The organism is Cupriavidus sp. MP-37 (genome assembly GCF_020618415.1).
In the GTDB taxonomy this organism is placed as follows: Bacteria; Pseudomonadota; Gammaproteobacteria; order Burkholderiales; family Burkholderiaceae; genus Cupriavidus.
This window is the reverse complement of sequence record NZ_CP085344.1, coordinates 2,882,321-2,905,417: the sequence shown is the minus strand read 5'-3', so window position 1 is coordinate 2,905,417 and position 23,097 is coordinate 2,882,321. Positions and strand designations below refer to the sequence as shown.

Annotated in this window: 23 protein-coding genes and 2 tRNA genes; 16 read left to right on the top strand and 9 right to left on the bottom strand. The window is 68.3% G+C overall.

The features are described from left to right. Positions 1–45: 45 nt before the first annotated feature. The gene (locus tag LIN44_RS13405; RefSeq protein ID WP_227312485.1) at positions 46–1,098 is read right to left on the bottom strand and encodes a serine/threonine-protein kinase; all 1,053 of its coding nucleotides are present in this window, start codon (positions 1,096–1,098) and stop codon (positions 46–48) included. A gap of 222 nt (positions 1,099–1,320) precedes the next feature. Between LIN44_RS13405 and LIN44_RS13400 the strand changes: the two genes are divergently transcribed. The 4 genes from LIN44_RS13400 to LIN44_RS13385 all read left to right on the top strand — a co-directional run bounded on the left by LIN44_RS13400 (position 1,321) and on the right by LIN44_RS13385 (position 5,902). Next, a complete protein-coding gene (locus LIN44_RS13400; protein WP_227312484.1) occupies positions 1,321–2,256 on the top strand; it encodes a YicC/YloC family endoribonuclease in 936 nt (311 codons plus the stop codon). A gap of 18 nt (positions 2,257–2,274) precedes the next feature. Beyond that, a complete protein-coding gene (gmk, locus tag LIN44_RS13395) occupies positions 2,275–2,973 on the top strand; it encodes a guanylate kinase (protein ID WP_227312483.1) in 699 nt (232 codons plus the stop codon). Positions 2,974–3,078: 105 nt separating this feature from the next. Next, positions 3,079–3,282 carry a DNA-directed RNA polymerase subunit omega gene (rpoZ, locus tag LIN44_RS13390; RefSeq protein WP_006578656.1) on the top strand — a complete coding sequence of 68 codons (204 nt, stop codon included), beginning with the start codon at positions 3,079–3,081 and terminating at the stop codon, positions 3,280–3,282. Between the two features lie 205 nt (positions 3,283–3,487). Next, complete coding sequence (locus tag LIN44_RS13385; protein ID WP_227312482.1) at positions 3,488–5,902, top strand: bifunctional (p)ppGpp synthetase/guanosine-3',5'-bis(diphosphate) 3'-pyrophosphohydrolase; 2,415 nt, start codon at positions 3,488–3,490, stop codon at positions 5,900–5,902. A gap of 13 nt (positions 5,903–5,915) precedes the next feature. On the opposite strand, the gene greB is transcribed toward LIN44_RS13385, so the two are convergent. Next, positions 5,916–6,479 (bottom strand): transcription elongation factor GreB, encoded by a 564-nt coding sequence (gene greB, locus LIN44_RS13380; protein ID WP_227312481.1) that lies wholly within the window; start codon positions 6,477–6,479, stop codon positions 5,916–5,918. A gap of 156 nt (positions 6,480–6,635) precedes the next feature. Here greB and LIN44_RS13375 point away from each other — a divergent pair. The 3 genes from LIN44_RS13375 to LIN44_RS13365 all read left to right on the top strand — a co-directional run bounded on the left by LIN44_RS13375 (position 6,636) and on the right by LIN44_RS13365 (position 7,351). After that, a tRNA-Arg gene (locus tag LIN44_RS13375) sits at positions 6,636–6,712 on the top strand. Between the two features lie 161 nt (positions 6,713–6,873). Then, a complete protein-coding gene (locus tag LIN44_RS13370) occupies positions 6,874–7,134 on the top strand; it encodes a hypothetical protein (RefSeq protein WP_227312480.1) in 261 nt (86 codons plus the stop codon). A gap of 141 nt (positions 7,135–7,275) precedes the next feature. Then, positions 7,276–7,351 (top strand) — tRNA-Met (locus tag LIN44_RS13365). 147 nt (positions 7,352–7,498) lie between these two features. Here LIN44_RS13365 and LIN44_RS13360 read toward each other — a convergent pair. Then, on the bottom strand, positions 7,499–7,780 hold the full coding sequence (locus LIN44_RS13360) for a hypothetical protein (RefSeq protein WP_227312479.1): 282 nt from the start codon (positions 7,778–7,780) through the stop codon (positions 7,499–7,501). Between the two features lie 149 nt (positions 7,781–7,929). Between LIN44_RS13360 and LIN44_RS13355 the strand changes: the two genes are divergently transcribed. Continuing rightward, the gene (locus tag LIN44_RS13355) at positions 7,930–8,613 is read left to right on the top strand and encodes a Fe2+-dependent dioxygenase (RefSeq protein ID WP_227312478.1); all 684 of its coding nucleotides are present in this window, start codon (positions 7,930–7,932) and stop codon (positions 8,611–8,613) included. Positions 8,614–8,666: 53 nt separating this feature from the next. Here LIN44_RS13355 and LIN44_RS13350 read toward each other — a convergent pair whose 3' ends face one another. Together LIN44_RS13350 and LIN44_RS13345 are read right to left on the bottom strand one after the other, a co-directional pair. Next, entirely contained in the window at positions 8,667–8,975 is a 309-nt protein-coding gene (locus LIN44_RS13350; protein ID WP_227312477.1) for a hypothetical protein, read from the bottom strand. Positions 8,976–9,128: 153 nt separating this feature from the next. Then, positions 9,129–10,577, bottom strand: coding sequence for a PLP-dependent aminotransferase family protein (locus LIN44_RS13345; RefSeq protein WP_227312476.1), 1,449 nt, complete (start codon positions 10,575–10,577; stop codon positions 9,129–9,131). A 150-nt stretch (positions 10,578–10,727) separates the two neighbouring features. Between LIN44_RS13345 and LIN44_RS13340 the strand changes: the two genes are divergently transcribed. The 4 genes from LIN44_RS13340 to LIN44_RS13325 all read left to right on the top strand — a co-directional run bounded on the left by LIN44_RS13340 (position 10,728) and on the right by LIN44_RS13325 (position 13,050). Beyond that, entirely contained in the window at positions 10,728–11,171 is a 444-nt protein-coding gene (locus LIN44_RS13340; RefSeq protein ID WP_062797494.1) for a carboxymuconolactone decarboxylase family protein, read from the top strand. A 179-nt stretch (positions 11,172–11,350) separates the two neighbouring features. Then, positions 11,351–11,662, top strand: a complete 312-nt coding sequence (locus LIN44_RS13335) for a hypothetical protein (protein ID WP_116336440.1) — start codon at positions 11,351–11,353, stop codon at positions 11,660–11,662. A 151-nt stretch (positions 11,663–11,813) separates the two neighbouring features. Then, entirely contained in the window at positions 11,814–12,716 is a 903-nt protein-coding gene (lpxO, locus tag LIN44_RS13330; protein WP_227312475.1) for a lipid A hydroxylase LpxO, read from the top strand. A gap of 85 nt (positions 12,717–12,801) precedes the next feature. Beyond that, positions 12,802–13,050, top strand: a complete 249-nt coding sequence (locus LIN44_RS13325) for a DUF333 domain-containing protein (RefSeq protein WP_227312474.1) — start codon at positions 12,802–12,804, stop codon at positions 13,048–13,050. 11 nt (positions 13,051–13,061) lie between these two features. Here the strand turns inward: LIN44_RS13325 and LIN44_RS13320 are convergent, their stop codons facing one another. Together LIN44_RS13320 and LIN44_RS13315 are read right to left on the bottom strand one after the other, a co-directional pair. After that, complete coding sequence (locus tag LIN44_RS13320) at positions 13,062–14,573, bottom strand: sensor domain-containing diguanylate cyclase (protein WP_227312473.1); 1,512 nt, start codon at positions 14,571–14,573, stop codon at positions 13,062–13,064. Between the two features lie 189 nt (positions 14,574–14,762). Continuing rightward, positions 14,763–16,202, bottom strand: a complete 1,440-nt coding sequence (locus tag LIN44_RS13315) for a PLP-dependent aminotransferase family protein (protein ID WP_227312472.1) — start codon at positions 16,200–16,202, stop codon at positions 14,763–14,765. A 175-nt stretch (positions 16,203–16,377) separates the two neighbouring features. Here LIN44_RS13315 and LIN44_RS13310 point away from each other — a divergent pair, with 175 nt between their 5' ends. Next, positions 16,378–16,749 carry a hypothetical protein gene (locus tag LIN44_RS13310; protein WP_227312471.1) on the top strand — a complete coding sequence of 124 codons (372 nt, stop codon included), beginning with the start codon at positions 16,378–16,380 and terminating at the stop codon, positions 16,747–16,749. Positions 16,750–16,816: 67 nt separating this feature from the next. Then, complete coding sequence (locus LIN44_RS13305) at positions 16,817–18,442, top strand: NAD(P)/FAD-dependent oxidoreductase (protein ID WP_227312470.1); 1,626 nt, start codon at positions 16,817–16,819, stop codon at positions 18,440–18,442. On the opposite strand, the gene LIN44_RS13300 is transcribed toward LIN44_RS13305, so the two are convergent. Beyond that, entirely contained in the window at positions 18,439–19,713 is a 1,275-nt protein-coding gene (locus LIN44_RS13300; protein WP_227312469.1) for a TIGR03862 family flavoprotein, read from the bottom strand. The genes LIN44_RS13305 and LIN44_RS13300 overlap by 4 nt on opposite strands. Before the next feature lie 90 nt (positions 19,714–19,803). Here LIN44_RS13300 and LIN44_RS13295 point away from each other — a divergent pair, with 90 nt between their 5' ends. Continuing rightward, positions 19,804–20,421, top strand: a complete 618-nt coding sequence (locus tag LIN44_RS13295) for a DUF1415 domain-containing protein (protein ID WP_227312468.1) — start codon at positions 19,804–19,806, stop codon at positions 20,419–20,421. Here the strand turns inward: LIN44_RS13295 and LIN44_RS13290 are convergent, their stop codons facing one another. Beyond that, the gene (locus LIN44_RS13290) at positions 20,422–21,264 is read right to left on the bottom strand and encodes an SAM-dependent methyltransferase (RefSeq protein WP_227312467.1); all 843 of its coding nucleotides are present in this window, start codon (positions 21,262–21,264) and stop codon (positions 20,422–20,424) included. Between the two features lie 189 nt (positions 21,265–21,453). Here LIN44_RS13290 and LIN44_RS13285 point away from each other — a divergent pair, with 189 nt between their 5' ends. Further along, the gene (locus tag LIN44_RS13285) at positions 21,454–23,067 is read left to right on the top strand and encodes a DUF342 domain-containing protein (protein ID WP_227312466.1); all 1,614 of its coding nucleotides are present in this window, start codon (positions 21,454–21,456) and stop codon (positions 23,065–23,067) included. Positions 23,068–23,097: the final 30 nt, after the last annotated feature.

The window sequence follows — 23,097 nt, the reverse complement described above, 5'->3', positions numbered from 1 at the left end:
GTGGCCCGGCCGCGCGCACGGGGGGCGCCGAGCCGGGTATGTGATTCAGTCGACGCTCGCGCCGGGTGCGGGCTCGTCGCGCCGGCGCAGCAGCGTCAGGAAGCGCGAGGTCGCGGGCGCTTTTTCCGGCGCGGCAGGGGCGGCAGCCGGCGCCTGGGTCAGCGGGGACAGCGCCTGTTCGCCCAGCGCGTTGGTCTGCTCGCGCAACTCCTTCTGCAGCCGGAATACGCTCTGCGGTCGGCCCGATGGCTCCAGCCGCAGGCACCACTCGACCAGGTCGACCAGGCCGTTGGTGTAGCTGCTGCGCAGCCGCATCAGCGCCTCGCCCATGCGGTCGTCCTTCTCGCGCTGGTTGGCTTCTTGCGGCGGCAGGCCGGCCATGCAGGCGTAGAGCGTCGCGCCCAGGCTGTAGATGTCGGTCCACGGGCCCAGGTCGGAGTGCTTGCCGTACAGTTCCGGCGCGGCAAAGCCGGGCGTGTACATCGGCTGGAAGCGCGCCGCCTCCATGGTCAGGGTCTGCCGCGCGGCGCCGAAATCGAGCAGGATCGGCGACTCGTCCTCGCGCAGGTAGATGTTGCCGGGCTTGATGTCCAGGTGCAGCAGCTTGTGGATATGCACTTCGCGCAGGCCGCTCATCAGGTCGTGGAAGACCTTGCGGATGAAATGCTCGCGCAGCACCTTGGCGCGCCCCTGCTGCCGGGCCGCCAGCACATGCTCCTGCAGCGTCTTGCCCAGCTCGTAGTTCATCACCATGTAGACGGTGGCGTTCTCGCGGAAGAAGTTCACCACGCGCACCACGCTGGGATGGGAAATGCGGGCCAGCGAGCGGCCCTCTTCGAAGAAGTACTTCAGGCCCAGCCGGAACGCCGCGGCGTTTTCCTCGGGCACCACGGGGATCAGTTCGCCGGGGTTGCGCCGCGCCAGCGACGACGGCAGGTACTCCTTGATGGCGACCGGCGCGCCGGTTTCGTCGGTGGCCAGGTAGACGAAACTGAACCCCCCGCTGGCCAACTTCTTTACAATACGATAGTTGGACAGCAGCGTGCCGACGGGCAGCGGTGCACTCTTCGGTTGTGGCGTGCCCTTTGGCTCTGTCATGGGAATAGGACCGGAGTTGCCCCCGCGGATTTGCTCCGGAATTTGCCTCCGGATTGTCCGGGCTAATCGGTCACTTGTAAAGAACACAAATACGGGCGTTATTGCCCGCCTTTCAACGTTTTGAGGGCGCCCCCAGACGCTGCGCCGCGCCAGCCGGGCGGGCGTCCGCCGGCAGGCCGCAGCCGCTTCAGGCTGGCGCGGCGCCATTCACGAGAACAACCAATGATCCACAGCATGACAGGCTATGGCCTGGCGACGCGCCAGGCGCCATTGACCAACGCGCAGGGCGAGCCCAGCGGGCGCACCGCGTCCGTTTCGGTGGAATTCCGCACTGTCAATTCGCGTTTCCTCGACCTGTTGTTCCGGGCCCCCGAGGAGTGCCGCGCGTTCGAGCCGGCGTTGCGCGAGATGCTGATGGCGCAGTTGTCGCGCGGCAAGCTGGAATGCCGCATCAACCTGCAGCGCACCGATGCCGGCGGCGCCACGCTGGCGCTGAACGACGGCCTGCTGGCGCAGATCCGTGCGCTGGAAACCACCGTGGCCGCCACCTTCAGCCACGCCGGCACCCTGCGCATGGGCGAGATCCTGCGCTGGCCCGGCGTGCTGGTCGAGCCGGAGCTGTCGCAGGAGGCGCTGCGCGAGGCCGTGCTCGGCGCCGCGCGCGAGGCGCTCGACCAGTTGCTGGAAGCGCGCCGCCGCGAGGGCGATGCGCTCAAGGCCACGCTGACCGAGCGCATCGACGCCATGCTGGCGATCGTCGAGCGCCTGACCCCGACCATCCCGCAGCTGATCGCGCATCACCAGGAAAAGCTGACCGAGCGCCTGCAGGAAGCCTTCAACCTGGCCGCGCCCAACGGCATGCCGTCGATGAGCCGCGACGAGATCGCCGAGCGCATCCGCCAGGAAGCCACCGTCTACGGCATCCGCATCGATATCGCCGAAGAATTGTCGCGGCTGCAGGCGCACCTGAACGAAACCCGCCATATCCTGAAGAAGGGCGGCCAGGTCGGCAAGCGCCTGGACTTCATGATGCAGGAGCTCAACCGCGAGGCCAACACGCTCGGCTCCAAGGCCGCCGCCAAGGAACTGGCCGATGCCTCGATGGAACTCAAGCTGCTGATCGAGCAGATGCGCGAGCAGGTCCAGAATCTAGAGTAAGACAGTCACCGAATCATCATGAGCCCAACTTCCCCGTCGGCCGCTAATCCGCCTTCCCAAGCGCCTTCCCACGCGCCTTCCCACACCGCCATCGACACCGTCTACCCCGGCAACCTGTTCATGGTGGTGGCGCCCTCGGGCGCGGGCAAGTCGACGCTGGTCAACGCGCTGCTGGCGCAGGACCCGGCCATCCGCCTGTCGATCTCGCACACCACGCGCGCGCCGCGTCCGGGCGAGGAGGACGGGCGCGAGTACCACTTCGTCACCGTCGACGCCTTCCGCGCCGCGCGCGACCGCGGCGACTTCCTGGAATGGGCCGAGGTGCACGGCAACTATTACGCGACCTCGCGCGTGTGGATCGAGCAGCAGATGGCGCAAGGCAACGACGTGCTGCTGGAGATCGACTGGCAGGGCGCGCAGCAGGTGCACCAGCGCTTTTCCAACGCGGTGGAGATCTTCATCCTGCCGCCGTCGCTGACCGCGCTCGAAGAGCGCCTGAAAAAGCGCGGCCAGGACGAGCCCAACGTGATCGTGCGCCGCCTGCTGGCCGCGGGCAGCGAAATGGCCCACGCCTCGGAGTCGGACTACGTGATCATCAACGAGGTGTTCGACGATGCGCTGGAGCAGCTGCGCAACGTGATCAGCGCCACGCGGCTGCGCTTTTCGTCGCAGAAGGCGCGGCATGCGGAGCTGTTCATCGAGCTCGGCATCCACTGAAACGATGCCCGCCGATGGCAGCCGCGCGGAGCGCCGCCGGCGTTTTCCGCCGCGTGCTGTAAAATGGCAACCCAACGTAAGGTTTTGTCCCAAGGTGGATTTGATATGGCGCGTATTACCGTCGAAGATTGTCTGAAACACATTCCGAATCGTTTCGAGCTCGCGCTGGCGGCCACGTACCGTGCGCGCCAGCTGGTGCAGGGCCACACGCCCAAGGTCGAAGCGAAGGACAAGCCGACCGTGGTGGCACTGCGCGAGATCGCGTCGGGCCAGGTCGGCATCGAGATGCTGAAAAAGGTCCCGACCTGATCCACCAGGCGGCCCATGGCTCATCCCTGCATCGTGCCAGCACTGTTCCAGGCTCTCCAGCCGGATTCCCCGGGCCGCCGCCATGCCATCGCCGCATCCGCCCTCCAAGCCTCCATCCCAGCCGTCGCCGACGGCGGTCGTGCCGGCGCCTGGCGATGCGGCCCCGCCCGCGGCGCGTAAGCGCACCATTCCGGGCCAGTCTTCCGTGAACGCGCGCACCGGCGCTCCCAATCTTCCCGATCCGCTCGGCGACGATGTCGTCGGCGAGCGCGCCGTCGCGCCCGCGCTGGCGCCGGGCAAGGCGCGGGGCGCGGCCGTGCCGGACGAACTGGCGGCGGCGCAGCAAGTGGCGCCGCCGGTGGCCGACAGCCTGTTTATCGATGCTGTGCTGGCGCAGTCATACCGGCATTTCTTCGGCCCGACCTCGCAGCCGGCGGTGCCGCCGCGCCAGCAGGTCATCTCCATCACCCGGCTGATGGAGAAGCTTGCGTACCTGAAGGCGCCCGACCTGGCGCGCGTACGCGAGGCCTTCCAGTTTTCCGACGAGGCCCACCTGGGCCAGTACCGCCAGAGCGGCGAGCCCTACATCACCCATCCGGTGGCGGTGGCCGAGCTGTGCGCGGACTGGAAGCTGGACGTGCAGTCCATCATGGCGGCGCTGCTGCACGACGTGATGGAAGACCAGGGCATCACCAAGAGCGAGCTGGCCGAGAAATTCGGTCCCAAGGTCGCCGAACTGGTCGATGGCCTGACCAAGCTGGACAAGCTCGAATTCCAGAGCCGCGAGCAGGCGCAGGCGGAGAGCTTCCGCAAGATGCTGCTGGCGATGGCGCGCGACGTGCGCGTGATCCTGGTGAAGCTGGCCGACCGTACGCACAACATGCGCACGCTCGACTTCGTGCCGCCGGAGAAGCGCCGCCGCATCGCGCTCGAGACCATGGAGATCTATGCGCCGATCGCGCACCGTCTCGGTCTCAACACGATTTACCGCGAGCTGCAGGAGCTGTCGTTCAAGGTCGGCTCGCCGTTCCGCTACGCCACGCTCGAAAAAGCCGTCAAGGCCGCGCGCGGCAACCGGCGCGAGGTGGTCAAGCGCATCCTCGAGGCCGCGCAGAAGGCGCTGGCCGATGCCGGCATCGTGGCCGAACTGTCGGGCCGCGAGAAAACGCTCTACAGCATCTACCGCAAGATGCACGACAAGCAGCTGTCGTTCTCGCAGGTGCTGGACGTGTACGGGTTCCGCGTGGTGGTGGAAACGCAGATGCACTGCTACATGGCGATGGGCGCGCTGCACGGCCTGTACAAGCCGATGCCCGGCAAGTTCAAGGACTACATCGCGATCCCCAAGATCAACGGCTACCAGTCGCTGCACACCACGCTGGTGGGCCCGTTCGGCACGCCGGTCGAGTTCCAGATCCGCACGCGCGACATGCACCAGATCGCCGAGGCGGGCGTGGCCGCGCACTGGATGTACAAGCACCAGGCCGACCACGCCAACGATATCCAGCAGCAGGCGCACCAGTGGCTGCAGTCGCTGCTCGATATCCAGAGCCAGACCGGCGATTCGCAGGAATTCCTCGAGCACGTCAAGATCGACCTGTTCCCCGACGCGGTCTACGTGTTCACGCCCAAGGGCCATATCCGCGCGCTGCCGCGCGGCGCCACCGCGCTGGACTTTGCCTACGCGGTGCACAGCGACCTGGGCAACCAGTGCGTCGCGGTCAAGATCAACAACGAGATGCTGCCGCTGCGCACCGAGCTCAAGAGCGGCGATATCGTCGAGGTGGTGACGGCCCCTTACTCCAAGCCGAATCCCGCCTGGCTGTCGTTCGTGCGCACCGGCAAGGCGCGCGCGGCGATCCGCCATTACCTGAAGACCACCAAGCTGGACGAAGCGATCCAGCTCGGCGAGCGGCTGCTGGAACAATCCGCGCGCCAGCTCGGCATCGAGCTGAAGGCGGTGCCGCAGTCGGTGTGGGACCGCATGATCCAGTGGACCGGCAACAAGCAGCGCGAAGACATCTTCGCCGACCTGGCGCTGGGCCGGCGCGTGCCGGCGGTGGTGGCCAAGCGCATGGAGATCCTGCTGCAGGAGCTGTCCGGCGACGTCGACAGCGCGCTGCTGGCGGCGGTGCAGACCTTTGCCGGCGAGGAAGCGCCCGCGGTGCCGATCACCGGCGACGAGGGCATGTCGATGATCTTCTCGGCGTGCTGCCGCCCGATCCCGGGCGATTCGATCGTCGGCTACCTCGGCAAGGGCGAGGGGCTGCAGATCCACGTGCAGGACTGCAAGATCGCCAAGCGCCTGCACAGCAAGGATCCAGAGCACTGGATCGACGTGATGTGGGCCAAGAAGACCACGCGTGCCTTCGATGTGTCGATCAAGGTGATGGTGCGCAACGTCAAGGGCATCGTCGCGCGCGTGGCGGCGGACCTGACCGCGGCCGATGCCAACGTTGCCCACGTGGCGATGGAGCAGCAGGACGCCGGCCACCAGGAAGCCACCTACATGCAGTTCATCATCCAGGTGCAGAACCGCCTGCACCTGGCCAACGTGATGCGCGGGCTGCGCCGCAACCCCGACGTGATCCGCATCTTCCGCGACCGCAACGACAGCTAGGCGGCCCGCTCCATCATGGTTTCGCTGGCGGGTAGCGAACTTCCAGGATATCGATCTGCTCGACGCCGGCCGGCGTGCGCAACGCCACGGTGTCGCCTTCGCGCGCCTTGAGCAGCGCCTTGGCGATCGGCGAGATCCAGCTGACGTGGTTGTGGTCGAGGTCGACCTCGTCCATGCCGACGATGGTGATGGTGGTCTCTTCGCCCGACGCATGGGCGTAGGTGACGGTGGCGCCAAAGAAGATCTGGTCGTTGTCGCCCTGCAGGGACGGGTCGACCACTTCGGCCTTGTCCAGGCGGCGTGTCAGGAAGCGGATGCGGCGGTCGATCTCGCGCAGCCGCTTCTTGCCATAGAGATAGTCGCCGTTCTCGGAGCGGTCGCCATTGGACGCCGCCCACGACACGATCTGCACCACGTCGGGCCGCTCGACATCGATCAGGTGCATCAACTCATCGCGCAGGCGCGCATAGCCTTGCGCGGTGATGTAGTTCTTGGTGCCGGGTGGCAGCGGTGCTGCGCCTTCGGGGAGGTCGTCGTCCTCGTCGCCCGAGGACTCTTTGACAAATGCCTTGTTCATGGTCCGGATCACTTCTTCAGTCTGCCATTATAGGAAAAGCCCGCTGGCGGGCTGCTCCGGGGTGGGCTCGCATCGACCCGTCCCAATCAAGATCGCAAAAAAGTTGGCAGGGGGCTTCACAAAAACGAAAACTGGGTTATAATCTTTTTCTCGCGTGCGGCTGTAGCTCAGTTGGATAGAGTACTTGGCTACGAACCAAGGGGTCGTGGGTTCGAATCCTGCCAGCCGCGCCACCTATGCAGAAAGAAAAGGGCTTCCGGAAACGGAAGCCCTTTTTGTTTTCGTTCCCGCCTGCTTCGGCCTTGCTGTTCGGCCTTGCTGTGCCGCACCTTGCGGTCGCGCGTGGCGCCTCCTAGTCTCGAAGAGACCCATCACGAATCCGGGAGCCATGCGCATGGACAACGCAGACTGGCGCGTCGAGGCATATCGCGGCATGGACGTCTACGTCCTGGTGTCGCCGCAGGGGCCGGGCAGCATTGGCCGCTGGAGTTATGAGGTGCGCGTCGCGCAGGAAGGTGCCGATCCGGCGGATGCGGGCGATACCGAGCTGCTCGCCAGCGGCCCGCAGCAATTTGCCACGCGCCATGCGGCCGAGGTGGCGGCGTTCGGCGCCGGCTATGCGCTGGTCGATCGCCTGCTGGGACCTGCCGAATAAGTGCGGCATGCCTTCGCGCGCGCAGCGGTTTATATCACGTTGTGATGTATCGACTTGGCCCGGCGGCGAATGATTTGAGGCGTCGACGCAAATAGTGCTTGCCATGCGCCGTCGGATCGCCCATAATCCATCTCCTTCAGACGCGGGGTGGAGCAGTTGGCAGCTCGTCGGGCTCATAACCCGAAGGTCGCAGGTTCAAGTCCTGCCCCCGCAACCAACGCCTGGCATCAGCCAGCCGCGGCAACCGCCGCGATCCCTCAAGCGTTGTTCCACAGGCCGACCGGCCAGCTTCCCTTAGTGTTTTGACATCGATGCCAATGCGGCCAGTGCACGCATGGAATCGCAGCGCATCAACGTCTCAACGTCATGCCGGCACGCGTTGCGCCGCAAGCCTGAAGGTATCGCGCACCAGCGGCTGGTCTTCGCGTTCGGCGGCATCGGCGCGATCGCGCAAGCGCGCGGCGAGTACCGCCAGCGTTCCCTGTGCCTGCGGCCCGCCGGCGGCCTGGCACCTGGTCACGGCTTCGCGCATCACCGCATCGAGTTCGCCGCTGACGTCGGCACCATCGAAGGCGCTGACCGAAAGGGCCGAGATGCGTTCCAGGTAGAGATTGACCAGCGCTTCGTCGTGTAGCGGTTCCGGCATGTCTGCTCCTCGTCGATGGCGGCATACACCAACCATTGTAGTGAAGGCACCGCCTGCGCGGGATCAAACAATAATGATTCTTGTTCGGACCTTGCGCGGGGTTCCCATACAATGGGCGCCTGCCGATTTATCCCGACGTAGAAGCCATCATGATGCTGCAGATTCCCGACGTACTGACCAAGGCCCAGGTCGCGCAAGTGCGCGACATCATCGACGCGGCGCCGTGGACGGATGGCAATGAAACCTCGGGCTACCAGTCGGCGCTGGCCAAGCGCAACCTGCAGCTGCCCGAGGGCTCGCCGGCGGCGCGGCAGGTCGGCGACCTGATCCAGGACGCATTGGGCAACCATGCATTGTTCTTCTCGGCGGCGCTGCCGCTGAAGGTCTATCCGCCGCTGTTCAACCGCTATGAGGGCGGGCATACCTTTGCCAACCATGTCGACAACGCGATCCGCTATCTGCGCGGCACCAGCTTCCGCATTCGCAGCGACCTGTCGGCAACGCTGTTCCTGACCGAGCCGGAAGACTACGACGGTGGCGAACTGGTGGTCGAGGACACCTACGGGCAGCAGCGCGTGAAACTGCCGGCCGGGCACATGGTGCTGTACCCGGCCACCAGCATCCACCACGTGACACCGGTCACGCGCGGGGCGCGGGTGTCGTCGTTCTTCTGGATCCAGAGCATGGTCCGCGACGACGGCCAGCGCGCCATGCTGTTCGAACTCGACGGGCGCATCCGCCAGGTGGCGCAGCAACTCGGCCAGGCGCACGAATCGGTGATCGGCCTGACCGGTGTCTATCACAACCTGCTGCGGCGCTGGGCCGACGCCTGAGCGCTGCCGGCGCCTGCGCAGGCGCGCGGCGTGGTATCAGCCAGGTGGGGCGACTATTCGCCGCGCCGCCGCTGGCTCTGCAGCAGCTCGATGGGAGAGGGCTGGATGCGCCGTCGCGCCGGACGCAGCGCCCGGTTCGGCCACAGCACATAGTTGGTGTGCGGGTCCAGCGGCTTGCCGAAGTACGAGACCCAGACCTGCACGCCCTGTTCGGTTTCGGCAACGATGGCCGCGACGGCGCGCGCCGCGGCGGACGGGGACTTGAGCAGCTCCGCCAGGGCTTCGACGCCCTGCACGACATGGTGCTTCACCCCTGCAAACCATGCGTACTGACGCATGGCGGACAACAAACGCTTGGTCATGAACGCGACTCGGGTTGTTTGGAAGTGCGAATGAGACTTTCGGACATCCGTTTTGTTCACAGCAAATTTGCCCGGCAAGTATGACTGGGGCGTCATGTCGAAGATGTGTCACCTGCTGCCGAGCCTGGCTGGCGTCTCCCGGTGCCGGCCGGATCACGCCGGGCGCGGCGGGATGGGAGCCAAGGCAGAGAGTACCATCGCCAGCCGGTCCAGGGCAGGGTCGATATCCAGCAGGTCGATCGCGCCGAAGCCCAGCAGCAGCCCGGCGCAACTGGCGGGCGGACTGGCATAGCAGGGATCCAGCGTGGCCAGTTCCAGATCGGCCAGCCGGGCCATCGACACCAGCGCCTCGGTGGCCACCGGCACGCGCAGCCGCGCCGCCAGGTGGAAGCCGGCGACTGCCGGCAGCGGCTCCAGCCACGGCGACAGGTCGCCCTGCAGCCGCGCCAGCAAGCGCGCGCGGCGCTGGGCATGGCGCGCATGCGAACGCCGGATATGGCGCAGCAGGTGGCCCTCGGACAGGAAGCGCGCCAGCGCCTGCTGCAGCAGCGTCGGCGTGTACCAGTCCATCAGGTGCTTGACCTTGCGCGCCGCCGGCATCAGCCAGGGCGGCACCACCACGTAGCCGCCGCGCAGGTTGGCCGCCAGGGTCTTGGAGAAGGTGCCCAGGTAGACCACGCGGCCGTGCCGGTCCAGCGTCTGCAGCGCATCGAGGGCCTGGCCGCCATAGCGGAACTCGCTGTCGTAGTCGTCTTCCAGGATCACCGCATGGCGGCGCGCGGCCCAGTCGAGCAGGGCCTGGCGCCGCGCCAGGCTCAGCGGCACGCCCAGCGGCGACTGGTGCGAGGGCGTGACATAGACCAGCGTGGCGTCGTTGGGCAGCGCCGCCACCACCAGTCCTTCCTCATCGACGGGCACCGGCACCACGCGCGCGCCCAGGCCCTGGAACAAGGCGCGCGCCATCGGATAGCCCGGATCCTCCATCGCCACCACCGCGCCCGGTCCGAGCAGCAGCCGCGCCAGCAGGTCGATGCCTTGCTGCGCGCCGCTGGTGACGAGGATGTCGGTCGGCGCGCTCTGCACGCCGCGGGTAAAGGCGATATGGCGCGCAATCGCCTGGCGCAGCGGCATCTCGCCGGCGGCGTCGGCCGGGCCGGGTGCGCGCGTGCGCTCGGCCGCCAGCGCCGCGCGCACGCAGCGCGACCAGGCTTCGTGCGGAAAGCGGGTGGTGTCGGCCTGGCCTGGCTGGAAGGCGTAGCGGGCGCCGCCGGCCGGGGCCAGGAATGGCGTCGGCACCGCCAGCCAGCGCTGCACCGCCGGCGGCAGTACCGGCGCCGCGGCGACCCGCACCGCCGGCCGCGCCAGGCCGGGCGCGACATAAGTACCGTCGCCGACGCGCGCGTGCAGCCAGCCTTCGGCCACCAGCCGCTCATAGGCGGTGGTCACGGTCTTGCGCGCGACCCCCAGTTGCGTGCCGAGCAGGCGCGAGGGCGGCATGCGCGCGCCGGCTTCGAGCCGGCCGCCCTGGATCGCGTCGCGGATGTGGTGGACGATCTGCGCGGTCAGGTCGCCGGCGTGGTCCAGGGCCAGATGCAGTTCCATGGCGGATGGCGTCGATCTCGATTGGTCTACTGATTCTGCCGGAAATTGGCAGTGTACGGAGCCAATGCGGGTGTCTATCTTTCATCCCGTCGGGTGCGGCACCGCGCCCGCTCCATCCAGCTGAAACCAAACTGTCTACGGAGATCGATCATGGAAGAACGGATGAACTGGCAAGACGTGGCCCCCGACGCCTACAAGGCAATGGTCGGCGTCGAGGTCTACCTGGCGCGCTGCTCGCTCGAGACCACGCTGAAGGAACTGGTCAAGATCCGCGCCTCACAGATCAACGGCTGCGCCTTTTGCCTGGACATGCACATCACCGATGCGCGCAAGCACGGCGAAAGCGAGCGCCGCCTGAGCCTGCTGCCGGCCTGGCGCGAAGTGAGCTGGTTCACCCCGCGCGAGCGCGCCGCGCTGGCGTGGACCGAGGCGCTCACGCTGCTGCCGCAGAGCCAGGCGCCGGATGCGGACTACCAGGCCCTGCGCGAGCAGTTCTCGGAAAAGGAAATGGCCGACCTGACGCTGCTGATCTCGGCCATCAATGCGTGGAACCGCTTTGGCGTCGGCTTCCGCCGCCAGCCGCCGGCGCTCTGAGACATCCGGGAACGTCCGCCTGCCGCGCCGCGGCTTGTCGATTGACAAGCCGCGGCGCGCTGCATTAGCTTTGGTTGCAGCGACTGCGTGCCGTATGGTGCGCCGCGAGGCGCACCTCGATGTCGTCATGGCCGCGGATTGCCGCGTGTCGTTTGCCGTGCCCTGCCAGGAGTCTGCCCATGACCGAAGACACCCTGCTGCAACTGATGACGGAAGTCGAAAAGGAAGACCCGATCGACTACGCCGACCTGCCGTTCGACGACGCCGCGCTGCGCCGGCTGGCGTGCCGCCTGATCGCGGAGCGCTCGAGCGAGCTGGAAGCGTCCGGCCTGCCGGTGGAGGCGCTGCTGGCCACGATGTGGGCCTCGACCGCCAAGCTGGTGCTGGAAAACCTGGTGCTCAACGCGCGCCTGCTGACGCTGCAGGGCCAGCCCGGCGACGCCCGCGCGCTGATCGAGCGCATCGCCCGCCAGTCCCGCGGCGGCGCCTGAGGCGCGGTCCGCCGGGCAATGCCGCCGGGCCTGTCATGTGCCGCAGCGGGCGCAAGCTGCGGTGCCCCCGCCGTTTCGCTAAAATGCGGGTTTTCACCCAGCCGGGCCGCGGCACGCCGTGCGGCGCAGGCGGCTGACCAGGAGGATTTCGGTGATCAAGTGGATAATCGTCGCGGGCTACCTCGGTGCCATCCTGTATGTGCACTTCCGCGGCAAGGTGCGCCTGCGCCTGTGGCGCCAGCTGCTGGACCATTCGGCGCTGGTGGCCCCGATCAACTGCTTCATGTACGCGTTCTCGGGCGTGCCGCGCACCCCGTATATCCCGGTCGACAATTTCCCCGACCTGGAAAAGCTGCGCGCCGCCTGGCCCGAGATCCGCGATGAAGGCCTGGCACTGGCGGCGATGCGCAAGATCAAGGCCGCCGACAAGAACGACGACGCCGGCTTCAATTCCTTCTTCAAGTACGGCTGGAAGCGCTTCTACCTGAAGTGGTACGAGGCCCAGCACCCGTCGGCCGAGCAGCTGTGCCCCAAGACCGTGGCGCTGCTGCGCGAGCTGCCCACGGTCAAGGCGGCGATGTTCGCCGAGCTGCCGCCGGGCGGCAAGCTCAATCCGCACCGCGACCCGTTTGCCGGCTCGCTGCGCTATCACCTGGGCCTGGCCACGCCGAACGACGACCGCTGCTTTATCGAAGTCGACGGCGAGCGCCACAGCTGGCGCGACGGCGAGGGCGTGGTGTTCGACGAAACCTACCTGCACTGGGCCGAGAACCGCAGCGAGGCCAACCGGCTGATCCTGTTCTGCGATATCGAGCGCCCGATGCGCTACGGCTGGGCCGCGAAATTCAACCACTGGATGGGCCGCAAGGTCATGACCGCGGCCAGCTCGCCCAACGACGAGCACGACCAGACCGGCATGATCAACCGCCTGTTCCGCTTTGTCTGGCTGGGCGGCCAGTATCGCCGCCGCTTCAAGGCCTGGAACCGCCAGCTGTACTACGTGACCAAGTTCGGCCTGATCGTGCTGGGCGTGGGCTTGATCGTCTACCTGTAAGCAGCAGCCGATGATTTGCTCCCCTCTCCCGCTTGCGGGAGAGGGTGCACACAATCGGGCCGTTTCTTGTCTCGCGGAGATCCCAATGCACACCCGTATCGCAGTGTTGCTGGCTGTCGCTGGCATGGCCGCTTGCAGCAACACCCCGGCAGAGCGCCCGGCGGGCGGCCAGGCCATCGGCATGGCCAACCCTGCCTCCGTCAACTGCGCGCAGCGCGGCGGCAAGCTGCAGATCGTGACGACGCCGGCGGGCCAGACCGGCATCTGCACCTTCCCGTCCGGCAAGCAGTGCGAAGAGTGGGCACTGATGCGCGGCCAGTGCACGCCGGATTAAGCCGCTAGCCTTCAGTCGCGGCGGCGTTCGTTGGCGAGCGCGGCGTAGTGGTCGCGCTTGGCCTGGTACATGCGGCTGTCGGCCAGCTTGACGATGTCGCCGAGGCGTTCGCCGGCCTGGCAGGTGGCGTGGCCGATGGAGAAGCTCAGCCGCGTGCCCGGGTAGAACTGGTTGTTCAGCTCCACCACCTTGTCGATCTGCTCGACCACGGTGGCGGCGCCGCGCTCGTCGCGGCCCGGCAGCAGCACCATGAACTCGTCGCCGCCGGTGCGCGCCACGCAGGCCTGCTCGCCCACGGCCTTCTTCAGCACTTCGCCGGTGCGGCGCAGCAGGCTGTCGCCGTCGGCGTGGCCGAACTGGTCGTTGACGAGCTTGAGCCCGTTCAGGTCGACCGCCACCACGCTGACCGGCCACGGGCCCTTGCGCCCCAGCCGCGCCAGTTCGTCCTCATAGTAGGCGCGGTTGTAGAGTTTGGTCAGCACGTCATGCTTGCCGAGGAACTCGACATAGGCCTCGGCCTTCTTGCGCGCCGTGATATCGGTCAGCGACACCAGCACCTGGTCCCAGTCAGCCTCCCGCCCGGGAAACACCGACCACTGCATGTACACATCGACGGCGCGGCCGTCGAGCGCGTAGTTGATGACCTCGCGCTGCTGCCACAGCCGCCCGTGCCACAGGTCGATCAGCTGCTCGGCAAAGTGGACGCGCATGTCGTCGCGGAACACATCGCCGAGCCGCGACAGCAGCGCGGCCTTGCTGTCCGCGCCGAACATCAGCAGGGTCTGCTGGTTGACGTCGAGCACGCGGATTTCCTGCATGCAGCGCGAGACGAAGTCGGGATGGACGTTGAGGAAGGTGCGGAAGTCGGTGATGCCGGCGGCGCGGACCTCGTCGATCAGCACCTTGACCGCGCTGAAGTCCTCGACCCACAGCGACACCGGCGAATGCTCGAACAGGCCTAGCGCATACTGCTCGCTGCGGCGCAGCTCGCGCTCGGTGCGCAGGCGCGGGGTGATGTCCTTGATCGACAACAGCACGCGCTCCCAGGTCTGTTCGTGGCCCGGCATCACCGTGGCCTCCAGCTGGATGTCGAGCCGCGCGCCGTCGAGCGCGTAGTTGACGGTCTGGCTGGCAAAGCCATTGGCGCCATCCCACAGCTGGCCGAGCTCTTCGACATGCTGTTCGAACATGTCGTCGCGGAACACGGTGTCGAGGTTGTTCACCAGATCGTCGAGGTCGGCGGCGCGGAACAGCTCAAGCGTGCGCCGGTTCACCGCGATCACGCGGATCAGCGCGGAACACTGCGCCACCCGCCGCGGGTCGGCGCGCAGGTGCGCGCGCAGGTCGGTGATGCCCTGCTGCCGCCATTGCGCGAAGCACTCGCGCACCGCGCTGAAGTCTTCCAGCCACAGCGACACCGGCGCCAGCTGGAACAGGGTCTGGTAATCGTCCGGAAGGTTGCCGGCAGGGTCGCCGATACCCCGGCCGGCGGACGGCGCCACGGATGTACTGGTCAAGGCCATTCTCCTTGTTCTTGTTGTGGAGGTGCGCGGCGGCCGCGGGCAACCGATGCGATCGGGCCGCCGGGGACCAGCCGGACGGGCGCCTGCACACCGCGCACTAGGATAGGCGAGGCGCCCGCAAAAAGGGAGGGTTGTTGCAAATCGGCGCGAGGACCGCGGCGCGAGGACCGGCGCCGAAATCCGCCTCGATCAGCCCGCCAGCCGCTGCACGATCGTGGCGAGCGTGCCGAGCGCGCGCTCGATCTGCGCGGAGCGCGGGGTGCCGCAGTTGATGCGCAGGCAGTGGTCGAAGCGCCCGGCGTTGGAGAACATCACGCCCGGCATCACGCGGATGCCGGCCCGCAGCGCCTGGTCGAACACCGCCTCGGACGAGACCTGCGCGGGCAGCTCGACCCACAGGTGCATGCCGCCGCGCGGCGTGCCCAGCCGCGTGCCGGCGGGAAAGCTGGCGGCGATGGCCTGCGTGAACCATTCGCGCTGCGCGCGCAGCCGCGTGCGCAGCCGGCGCAGGTGGCGGTCATGCGCGCCCGATGCCAGGAAATCGGCGGCGGCCATCTGCGACAGCATCTCGTTCGGCCGCGACAGGCCGAACTTCAGCATCTCGACGCGCGCCTGCCATTTGCCCGCGGCGATCCAGCCCAGCCGCATGCCGGGCGCCAGCACCTTGTGCAGCGACGCGCAGTGGATCACGTTGCCGCTGCCGTCCCAGGCCTTGGCCGCGGCCAGCGGCGCATCGCTGTCGGCGGTGGCCGAGAAGCAGTCGTCCTCGATCAGCGCGATGCCGCGCGCCTCGCACCATTGCACCAGCCGCGCCTTGTGCGCGTCGGGCATGATGCAGCCGAGCGGGTTCTGCAGGTTCGGCACCACCGCGACCGCACGGATATTGTCGTAGTGCTGCGCGGCCAGCTCCAGCGCCTCGAGCGAGATGCCGGTCTGCGGGCTGCACGGGATTTCCAGCGCGCGCATGCCCAGGCTTTCCAGGATCTGCAGCAGGCCGTAGTAGGTGGGGGACTCCACCGCGATCACATCGCCCGGGCCCGCCACCGCGCGCAGCGCCAGGTTCAGCGCCTCGGTGCAGCCGTTGGTGATGACGATCTCTTCCGGGGCCAGCTGCACGCGGTTGCGCAGCGCCTGCCGTGCGATCGCGGCACGCAGCGGCTGGTAGCCATCGGGCTCGACGCCCTCGCCGAACAGTTGCGGATGCCGGCGCAGCGCGCGCGCCGCGGCGCCGCGCAGGGCCTCGGTGGGATACAGCGAGGGCGCGCAGTAGGCGCCGCCCAGGTTGGTGTGCACGGGCTCGTGCTGGGCGCGCGCGAGCAGCCCGGAAATGCGCTGGTGGATGCCGACGTACTGGGCCGGGTCGGGCAGCGCGGCGGTGGGCTCGGACAGCGCGGCCAGCACGGCGCGCCGCGGCGCGGCAACGAAGTAGCCCGAGCGCGGCCGCGCTTCGAGCAGGCCGTCGCTTTCCAGCTGCCGGCAGGCCTGCAGCGCCGTCGACAGGCTCACGTTATGCAGCGCCATCAGCGCGCGCACCGACGGCATGCGGTCGCCGGCGGCGAGCGTGCCGGCGTCGATGGCGCGGCGGTAGTGGCCGGCAAGCTGGCGATAGAGCGGGGTGGTGGTATCCATGGCGGCATCGTGGCGCGCCCGGCCGCATCGGTACAGATACAGAGGCGGGGGCGCTGTATCGTAACAGGCGCGAATCCTCGTTGCTGTTCCGGTCGCGGCGTTGCGGCCGTGTGCCTCCCGCGCGCGGCAGCCGGTCGATAGGCTGGAGTCCTGTGCCTGCTACCGGAGTCCTGCCATGCCAAGCGATCTCGACCACACCCCGACCGTGATGCCGCTAACGAGCGGCCAGGCCCTGCGGCTGCATGTGGCGGCCGGCACCGTGCTGCATGCCGCGGCGGGCGACATGGCGCTGGCCGGGCCGATGCAATGGCTTGCCGGCCACTGCCACGTGCCGCAGCGGCGCCTGCGCGCGGGCGACACCTGGATCGTGCCGGTGCGCGGCTGGGTGACAGTGTCGGCGAGCCGCGACGGGGCGTTATCGGTCACGGTCCCGCCGGGATGGCTGGCGCGCCTGCGGGCGCGGCTGGCATTGCCTTGGCAACGTCCGCGTCCGGCCGGCCAGCCGCTCCCGCTGCGGATTCCCGACCCCGCGCGCCAAAAACGATAAAATTGCGCTCCGGCCGGCCTGGCACATTGGTGTGCCCAACCCCCCGGCCGCAGTTCCCGGGTTCCCCATGCTACGTCTAAGTGAAGTCAAACTCCCGCTCGACCATACCGAAAGCGACCTCGACGCCGCCGTGCGCGCCGGTGCCGCGCAGATCGGCGTCAAGGGAGACGGCCTGATCAGCTATACCGTGTTCCGTCGTGCCCACGATGCGCGCAAGCGCTCGGATATCAAGCTGACCTACATCATCGATATCGAAGTGCGCGACGAGGCCGCGGCGATCCGCCGCATGGCCGGCAAGCCGAACTGGAGCGTGACGCCCGACATGGCGTACCACTTCGTCGCGCGCGCGCCGCAGGGCGGCGCGCATCCGCGCCCGGTGGTGATCGGCATGGGCCCGTGCGGCCTGCTGGCCGGACTGATCCTGGCGCAGTCGGGCTTCCGCCCCATCATCCTGGAGCGCGGCAAGGAAGTGCGCGAGCGCACCAAGGACACCTTCGGCCTGTGGCGCAAGAGCGTGCTCAATCCCGAGTCGAACGTGCAGTTCGGCGAAGGCGGCGCCGGCACCTTCTCGGACGGCAAGCTGTACAGCCAGATCAAGGACCCGAAGCACTATGGCCGCAAGGTGCTCAACGAGTTCGTGCGCGCCGGCGCGCCGGAAGACATCCTGTTCAAGGCGCGCCCGCATATCGGCACCTTCCGGCTGGTGAGCATGGTCGAGAAGATGCGCGCCGAGATCATCGAGCTGGGCGGCGAGATCCGCTTCGAGACCCGCGTCGACGATATCGATATCGACGGCGGCCGGGTGCGCGGCCTGAAGCTGTCGAATGGCGAATACCTGGAAGCCGACCACGTCATCATGGCGGTGGGCCACAGCGCGCGCGACACCTTCCAGATGCTGCACGAGCGCGGCGTATTCATGGAGGCCAAGCCGTTTTCGCTAGGCTTCCGCATCGAGCATCCGCAGGGGCTGATCAACCGCAGCCGCTTCGGCAAGTTCGCCGGCAACAAGCTGCTGGGCGCGGCCGACTACAAGGTGGTGCACCACTGCAGCAACGGCCGTTCGGTGTACAGCTTCTGCATGTGCCCGGGCGGCACCGTGGTGGCCGCGGCATCGGAGCCGGGCCGCGTGGTGACCAATGGCATGAGCCAGTACAAGCGCGCCGAGCGCAACGCCAATGCCGGCATCGTGGTCGGCATCACGCCGGAAGATTACCCGGGCGGCCCGCTGGCCGGCATCGAGTTCCAGCGCAAGTGGGAAGAGCGCGCGTTCGAGCTGGGCGGCGGCAACTACAACGCGCCGGGCCAGCTGGTCGGCGACTTTATCGCCGGCCGCGCGTCCAAGTCGCTGGGCTCGGTCGAGCCGTCCTACAAGCCGGGCGTGACCCCGACGGACCTGAGCACGTCGCTGCCCGACTACGTGATCGAGGCGATCCGCGAAGGCATCCCCGAGATCGACAAGAAGCTGCCGGGCTTCGCGCTGCACGACGCAGTGCTGACCGGAGTGGAGACGCGCACCTCGTCGCCGCTGCGCATCCGCCGCAACCACGACGACTACCAGAGCATCAACGTCAAGGGCCTGTATCCGGCGGGCGAGGGCGCGGGCTATGCCGGCGGCATCTACTCCGCGGCGATCGACGGCATCGAAGTGGCCGAGGCGGTGGCGCTCAGCATCGTCGGCGGCAGCACCGCCTAAGCCCCTTGCTGCAGCCAGGCCGCGGCGCCCAGCGCCGCGGTGCGCCCGCTGGCGAAGCATGCCGTCAGCAGGTAGCCGCCGGTGGGCGCTTCCCAGTCGAGCATCTCGCCCGCGCAGAAGACGCCGGGCAGGGCGCGCAGCATCAAGCGCTCGTCCATCGCCTCGAAACGCACGCCCCCGGCGCTGCTGATGACCTCGTCGATCGGCCGCGGCCGCAGCAGCCGCAGCGGCAGCGCCTTCAGCGCCACGGCCAGCGTGCCGGGGTCCTGCATCGCATCTTTCGTCAGGCATTCGCGCAGCAGGCCGGCCTTGACGCCGGTGATGCCGAGCCGGCTTTGCAGGTGGCTGGATAGCGAACGCGAGCCGCGCGGATGCTCCACCTGCGCGCTGACCTGCTCGGCGCTGTGCGACGGCAGCAGGTCGAGGTGGATGGTGGCCTCGCCATCGGCTTCGAGGCGGTCGCGGATCGGTGCCGACAGCGCGTAGACCAGGCTGCCTTCGATGCCGTCGCGGCTGATCACGAATTCGCCCTGGCGGCAGTGCGCGTGTCCGTCACGGTCATTCAGCGCGATCGCCACCGGCTTGACCGGCGCGCCGGCAAAGCGCGCCGCGAAGGCCTCGCTCCATGCCACGTCGAAACCGCAATTGGCCGGCCGCAGCGGCGCGATCTCGACGCCGCGCCCGGCCAGCCGCGGCACCCATGCGCCATCCGAGCCCAGCCTGGCCCAACTGGCACCGCCCAGCGCCAGCACCACGGCGCGCGCATGCACGACCGCCTCGCCGTGCGGCGTGGCAAAGCGCAGCGCCTGCGGCGCGCCGTCGCCATCGTCCCAGCCCAGCCAGCGATGCCGCATATGGAACTGCACGCCCGACTCGCGCAGCCGGTGCAGCCACGCGCGCAGCATCGGCGCGGCCTTCATGTCGGTAGGAAAGACGCGGCCGGAGCTGCCGACGAAGGTTTCGATGCCCAGACCATGGACCCAGTCGCGCAGTGCCTGCGCGCCAAAATCCGCCAGCATCGGCGCCAGCTGCGCCGTGCGCGCACCGTAGCGGCTCAGGAAGGCCGGCTCCGGCTCGGCATGGGTGAGGTTCATGCCGCCCTTGCCGGCCATCAGGAACTTGCGCCCGACCGACGGCATCGCGTCGTAGACCGCCACGCTGGCGCCCTGTGCCGCCAGCACTTCGGCCGCCATCAGGCCGGCCGGGCCGCCGCCGATGACGGCGACGTCGGCAATGGCAGGGGCAGAGGTGGGTGTGGTGGTAGAGGGCATTGGCGGGGGCTCGGCAGGGCGGGGTGTTTCCGCCGCGGATTATAGAGCCTGCGGCAGCGCTAGAATGATGCTTTGCCTCGCCTTGCCGTCATGTCTTCCGCCACGCACCCCGCCAGCCAGTCCACCGATGCCGCCGCCGACGCCGCCGACGCCGATGCTGCGGTCATCGCCGCCACCCGCCATTGGCTCGAACGCGCGGTGATCGGGCTCAACCTGTGTCCGTTCGCCAAGAGCGTGTACGTGAAGGAGCAGGTGCGCTACGTCGTCAGCCCCGTCACCGCGGCGCCCGACGTGATGGATGAGCTGGAGCGCGAGCTGCGCCTGCTGGCCGATGCCGACCCGGCGCGGATTGACACCACCCTGCTGATCCTGCCGCACGCGGTGGCCGATTTCCTCGACTTCAACGACCTGCTGTACTTTGCCGAGCGCCTGCTCGCCAGCCTGGGGCTGGAAGGCACGCTGCAGATCGCCAGCTTCCATCCGCAGTACCAGTTTGCCGGGACCGAGCCGGACGATATCGAGAACTACACCAACCGCGCGCCGTACCCCATCCTGCACCTGCTGCGCGAGGACTCGATCGCGCGCGCGGCGGCGGCCTTCCCCGATGCGGCGGACATCTACGAGCGCAACCAGGCGGTCATGCGCCGCCTCGGCCACGAGGGCTGGCAACGCTGGATGGCGGGCGAGGACGAGCCCGACAAGGCGTAGTCAGGCCGCCGCGACCGGCGCGGTGAAGAAGCGCTCGCGCAGCTCTTCCAGTCCCAGCCGGTCCAGCACCTCTTCCAGCCGCTCGGCCGGGCGGCGGCGCGGCAGGTCCTTGTACTGCGCGATGATCAGTTCGTTCTTCATCGAGTGTTCCCAGCCCACCAGCTCGGTCACGCTGACCTGGTAGCCATGCGCCTCCAGCTGCAGGCAGCGCAGCACGTTGGTCACCTGGCTGCCGAACTCGCGCGTATGCAGCGGGTGGCGCCAGATCTCGGTCAGCGGATTGCCCGCCAGCAGCTTGCCCTTGTGCTTGCGCAGCACGCTGGCCACCTCGGCCTGGCAGCACGGCACCAGCACGATGTGCTGCGCGCGCTTGGCCAGCGCGAAGCGGATGGCGTCGTCGGTGGCGGTATTGCACGCATGCAGCGCGGTGACCACGTCGACGGTGGGCGGCAGCTGCGGCGAGGTGATCGAGTCCGCCACCGACAGGTTCAGGAACGACATCCCCGCAAAGCCCAGCCGCGTGGCCAGCGCCTGCGAGGTCTTCACCAACTCTTCACGGGTCTCGATGCCGTAGATGTGCGAGTCGTCCTGCAGCGCCTTGAAGAACAGGTCGTACAGGATGAAACCGAGATACGACTTGCCGGCGCCGTGGTCCACCAGCGTGACGCGGCCGCGCGCGGCCTTGACCTCCTGCAGCAGCGGTTCGATGAACTGGAACAGGTGGTAGACCTGCTTGAGCTTGCGCCGGCTGTCCTGGTTCATCTTGCCGTCGCGCGTCAGGATGTGGAGTTCCTTGAGCAGCTCGATGGACTGGCCGGGGCGGATTTCGTGGGTATTTGACATTGGGGACTGCACAGGCGGCGGAGCGCGGCGCGCCCCGGAATGGCGACAGTTTACCGAAAAGCCGGCCGGCACCCGCCGGCGGCGGCGCCGTTGCGCGCTAAAGTTCCCGGCGCGCCTGCCGTTGGTGATGCATCGATAACAAGCAGAGCGCCGGCTGCCGCCGTCGCCGCCAGACGATTCAGGGGACGCATGACGCATGAATCGGGACTGCGCCTGGAGTTGGCCGAGCCGGGTGAGCAGGTGCATGCACGCTACACGCCACAGCCGGGCCGGCTGCCGCCGGATCTGTCCTGCCTGCAGCAATGCCTGGCCGACCTGGGCTGGTCCGGTGCGCGGCTGGATGCGCCCGCGGTGGCGCAATTCCTCGCGCAATGCCAGCGCGCCGAGCATGAGATCGATGCCACCATCGGCGCGCTGGTCGACGGCGCGTTCGAGCTCGACATCACCGGCGACGGCCTGGCCGTGCGGCTGACGCTGATGCCGCCGGAAGGCGGCCGGCCGGTCAGTGCGGACGAGATCCGCCGCGCCGTGGCGGAGCGCGGCGTGGTGGCGCCGATCCAATCGCTCGCGCTGGACGCCGCGCTGGCCGAAGGCGGCTGCGAACTGCGCACCATCGCCGCGGGCATTGCGCCGCGGCAGGGCGAGCCGGCGCGCTTCATCAACCTGCTCGAGCCGCGCAAGCCGGCGCACAGCGACGACGATGCCGGCAAGGTCGACCTGCGCGAGCTGGGCAACCTGCTGCTGGTCAGTCCCGGCACGCCGCTGATGCGGCGCATCGCGGCGGTACCGGGCCATGCCGGGGTCGACGTGTTCGGCCAGCCGATTGCCGCCGATGCGGTCGACGACCCGCCGTTTGCCGAGGGCCTGACCGGCGCGGCGGCGGATGCGGACGACCCCGGACTGCTGCGCGCGGTGATTGCCGGCGCGCCGGTGGTCGGTGTCTACGGCATCTCCGTCAGCCCCGTGGTGCAGGTGGAATCGGTGGACCTGCACTCCGGCAATGTCGCGTTCGACGGCACGCTGCGCGTGTCGGGCGACATCCGCACCGGCATGTCGGTCAATGTCAGCGGCGACGTGGTGGTCGAAGGCACCATCGAAGCCGCCAGCGTCGAGGCCGGTGGCAACGTCATCGTCAAGGGCGGCATTATCGGCAAGTCGGAGAGCGCTCATGCCGAAGGCGGCATCAGCCGCGCCAGCGTGCGCTGCAAGGGCGCGGTGAAGGCGCGCTTTATCGAGAATGCGGTGGTCGAGGCCGGCACCGAAGTCACCGTCGACAGCGGCATCCGCCAGAGCGATGTCGCCGCGGGCCAGCGCATCGTGGTCGGCGGCAACGGCACCCAGGGCAGCATCAGCGGCGGCCGCAGCCGCGCCTTGCTGGTGGTGCGCGCCGCGGTGCTGGGCGCGCCGGCCGGCACCGCCACCAGTATCCAGGTCGGCCTCAATCCCTATGCCGACGCGCAGCGCGCCGCGCTCGAGGCCGAGCGCCGGCGCATGCTGGAGGAGCAGAACAAGGTCAAACAGCTGGTGGACTTTTTTGCCAGGCATCCGGAGCGCGCCGTCGGCGACCTGCGCGAGAAGGCGCGCGCGACGCTGTTCAAGCTGTCGCGCGACCTGTTCGAGCTGGAAGCGCGCCTGACCGAACTGGGGCAGCAGATGCAGCCCGCTGCCGATGCCGTGATCGAGGCCGCGCGGCGCATCCATGGCGGGGTCACGCTGCAGGTGGGCAGCCGCGTGCTCAAAGTGATGGAAGACAAGCCCGGCGGCCAGATCCGCCTGCTCGACGACCGCATCACGGTCAGCTGAAACGCGCTTCTTTGATCCGCGGGGATTTGT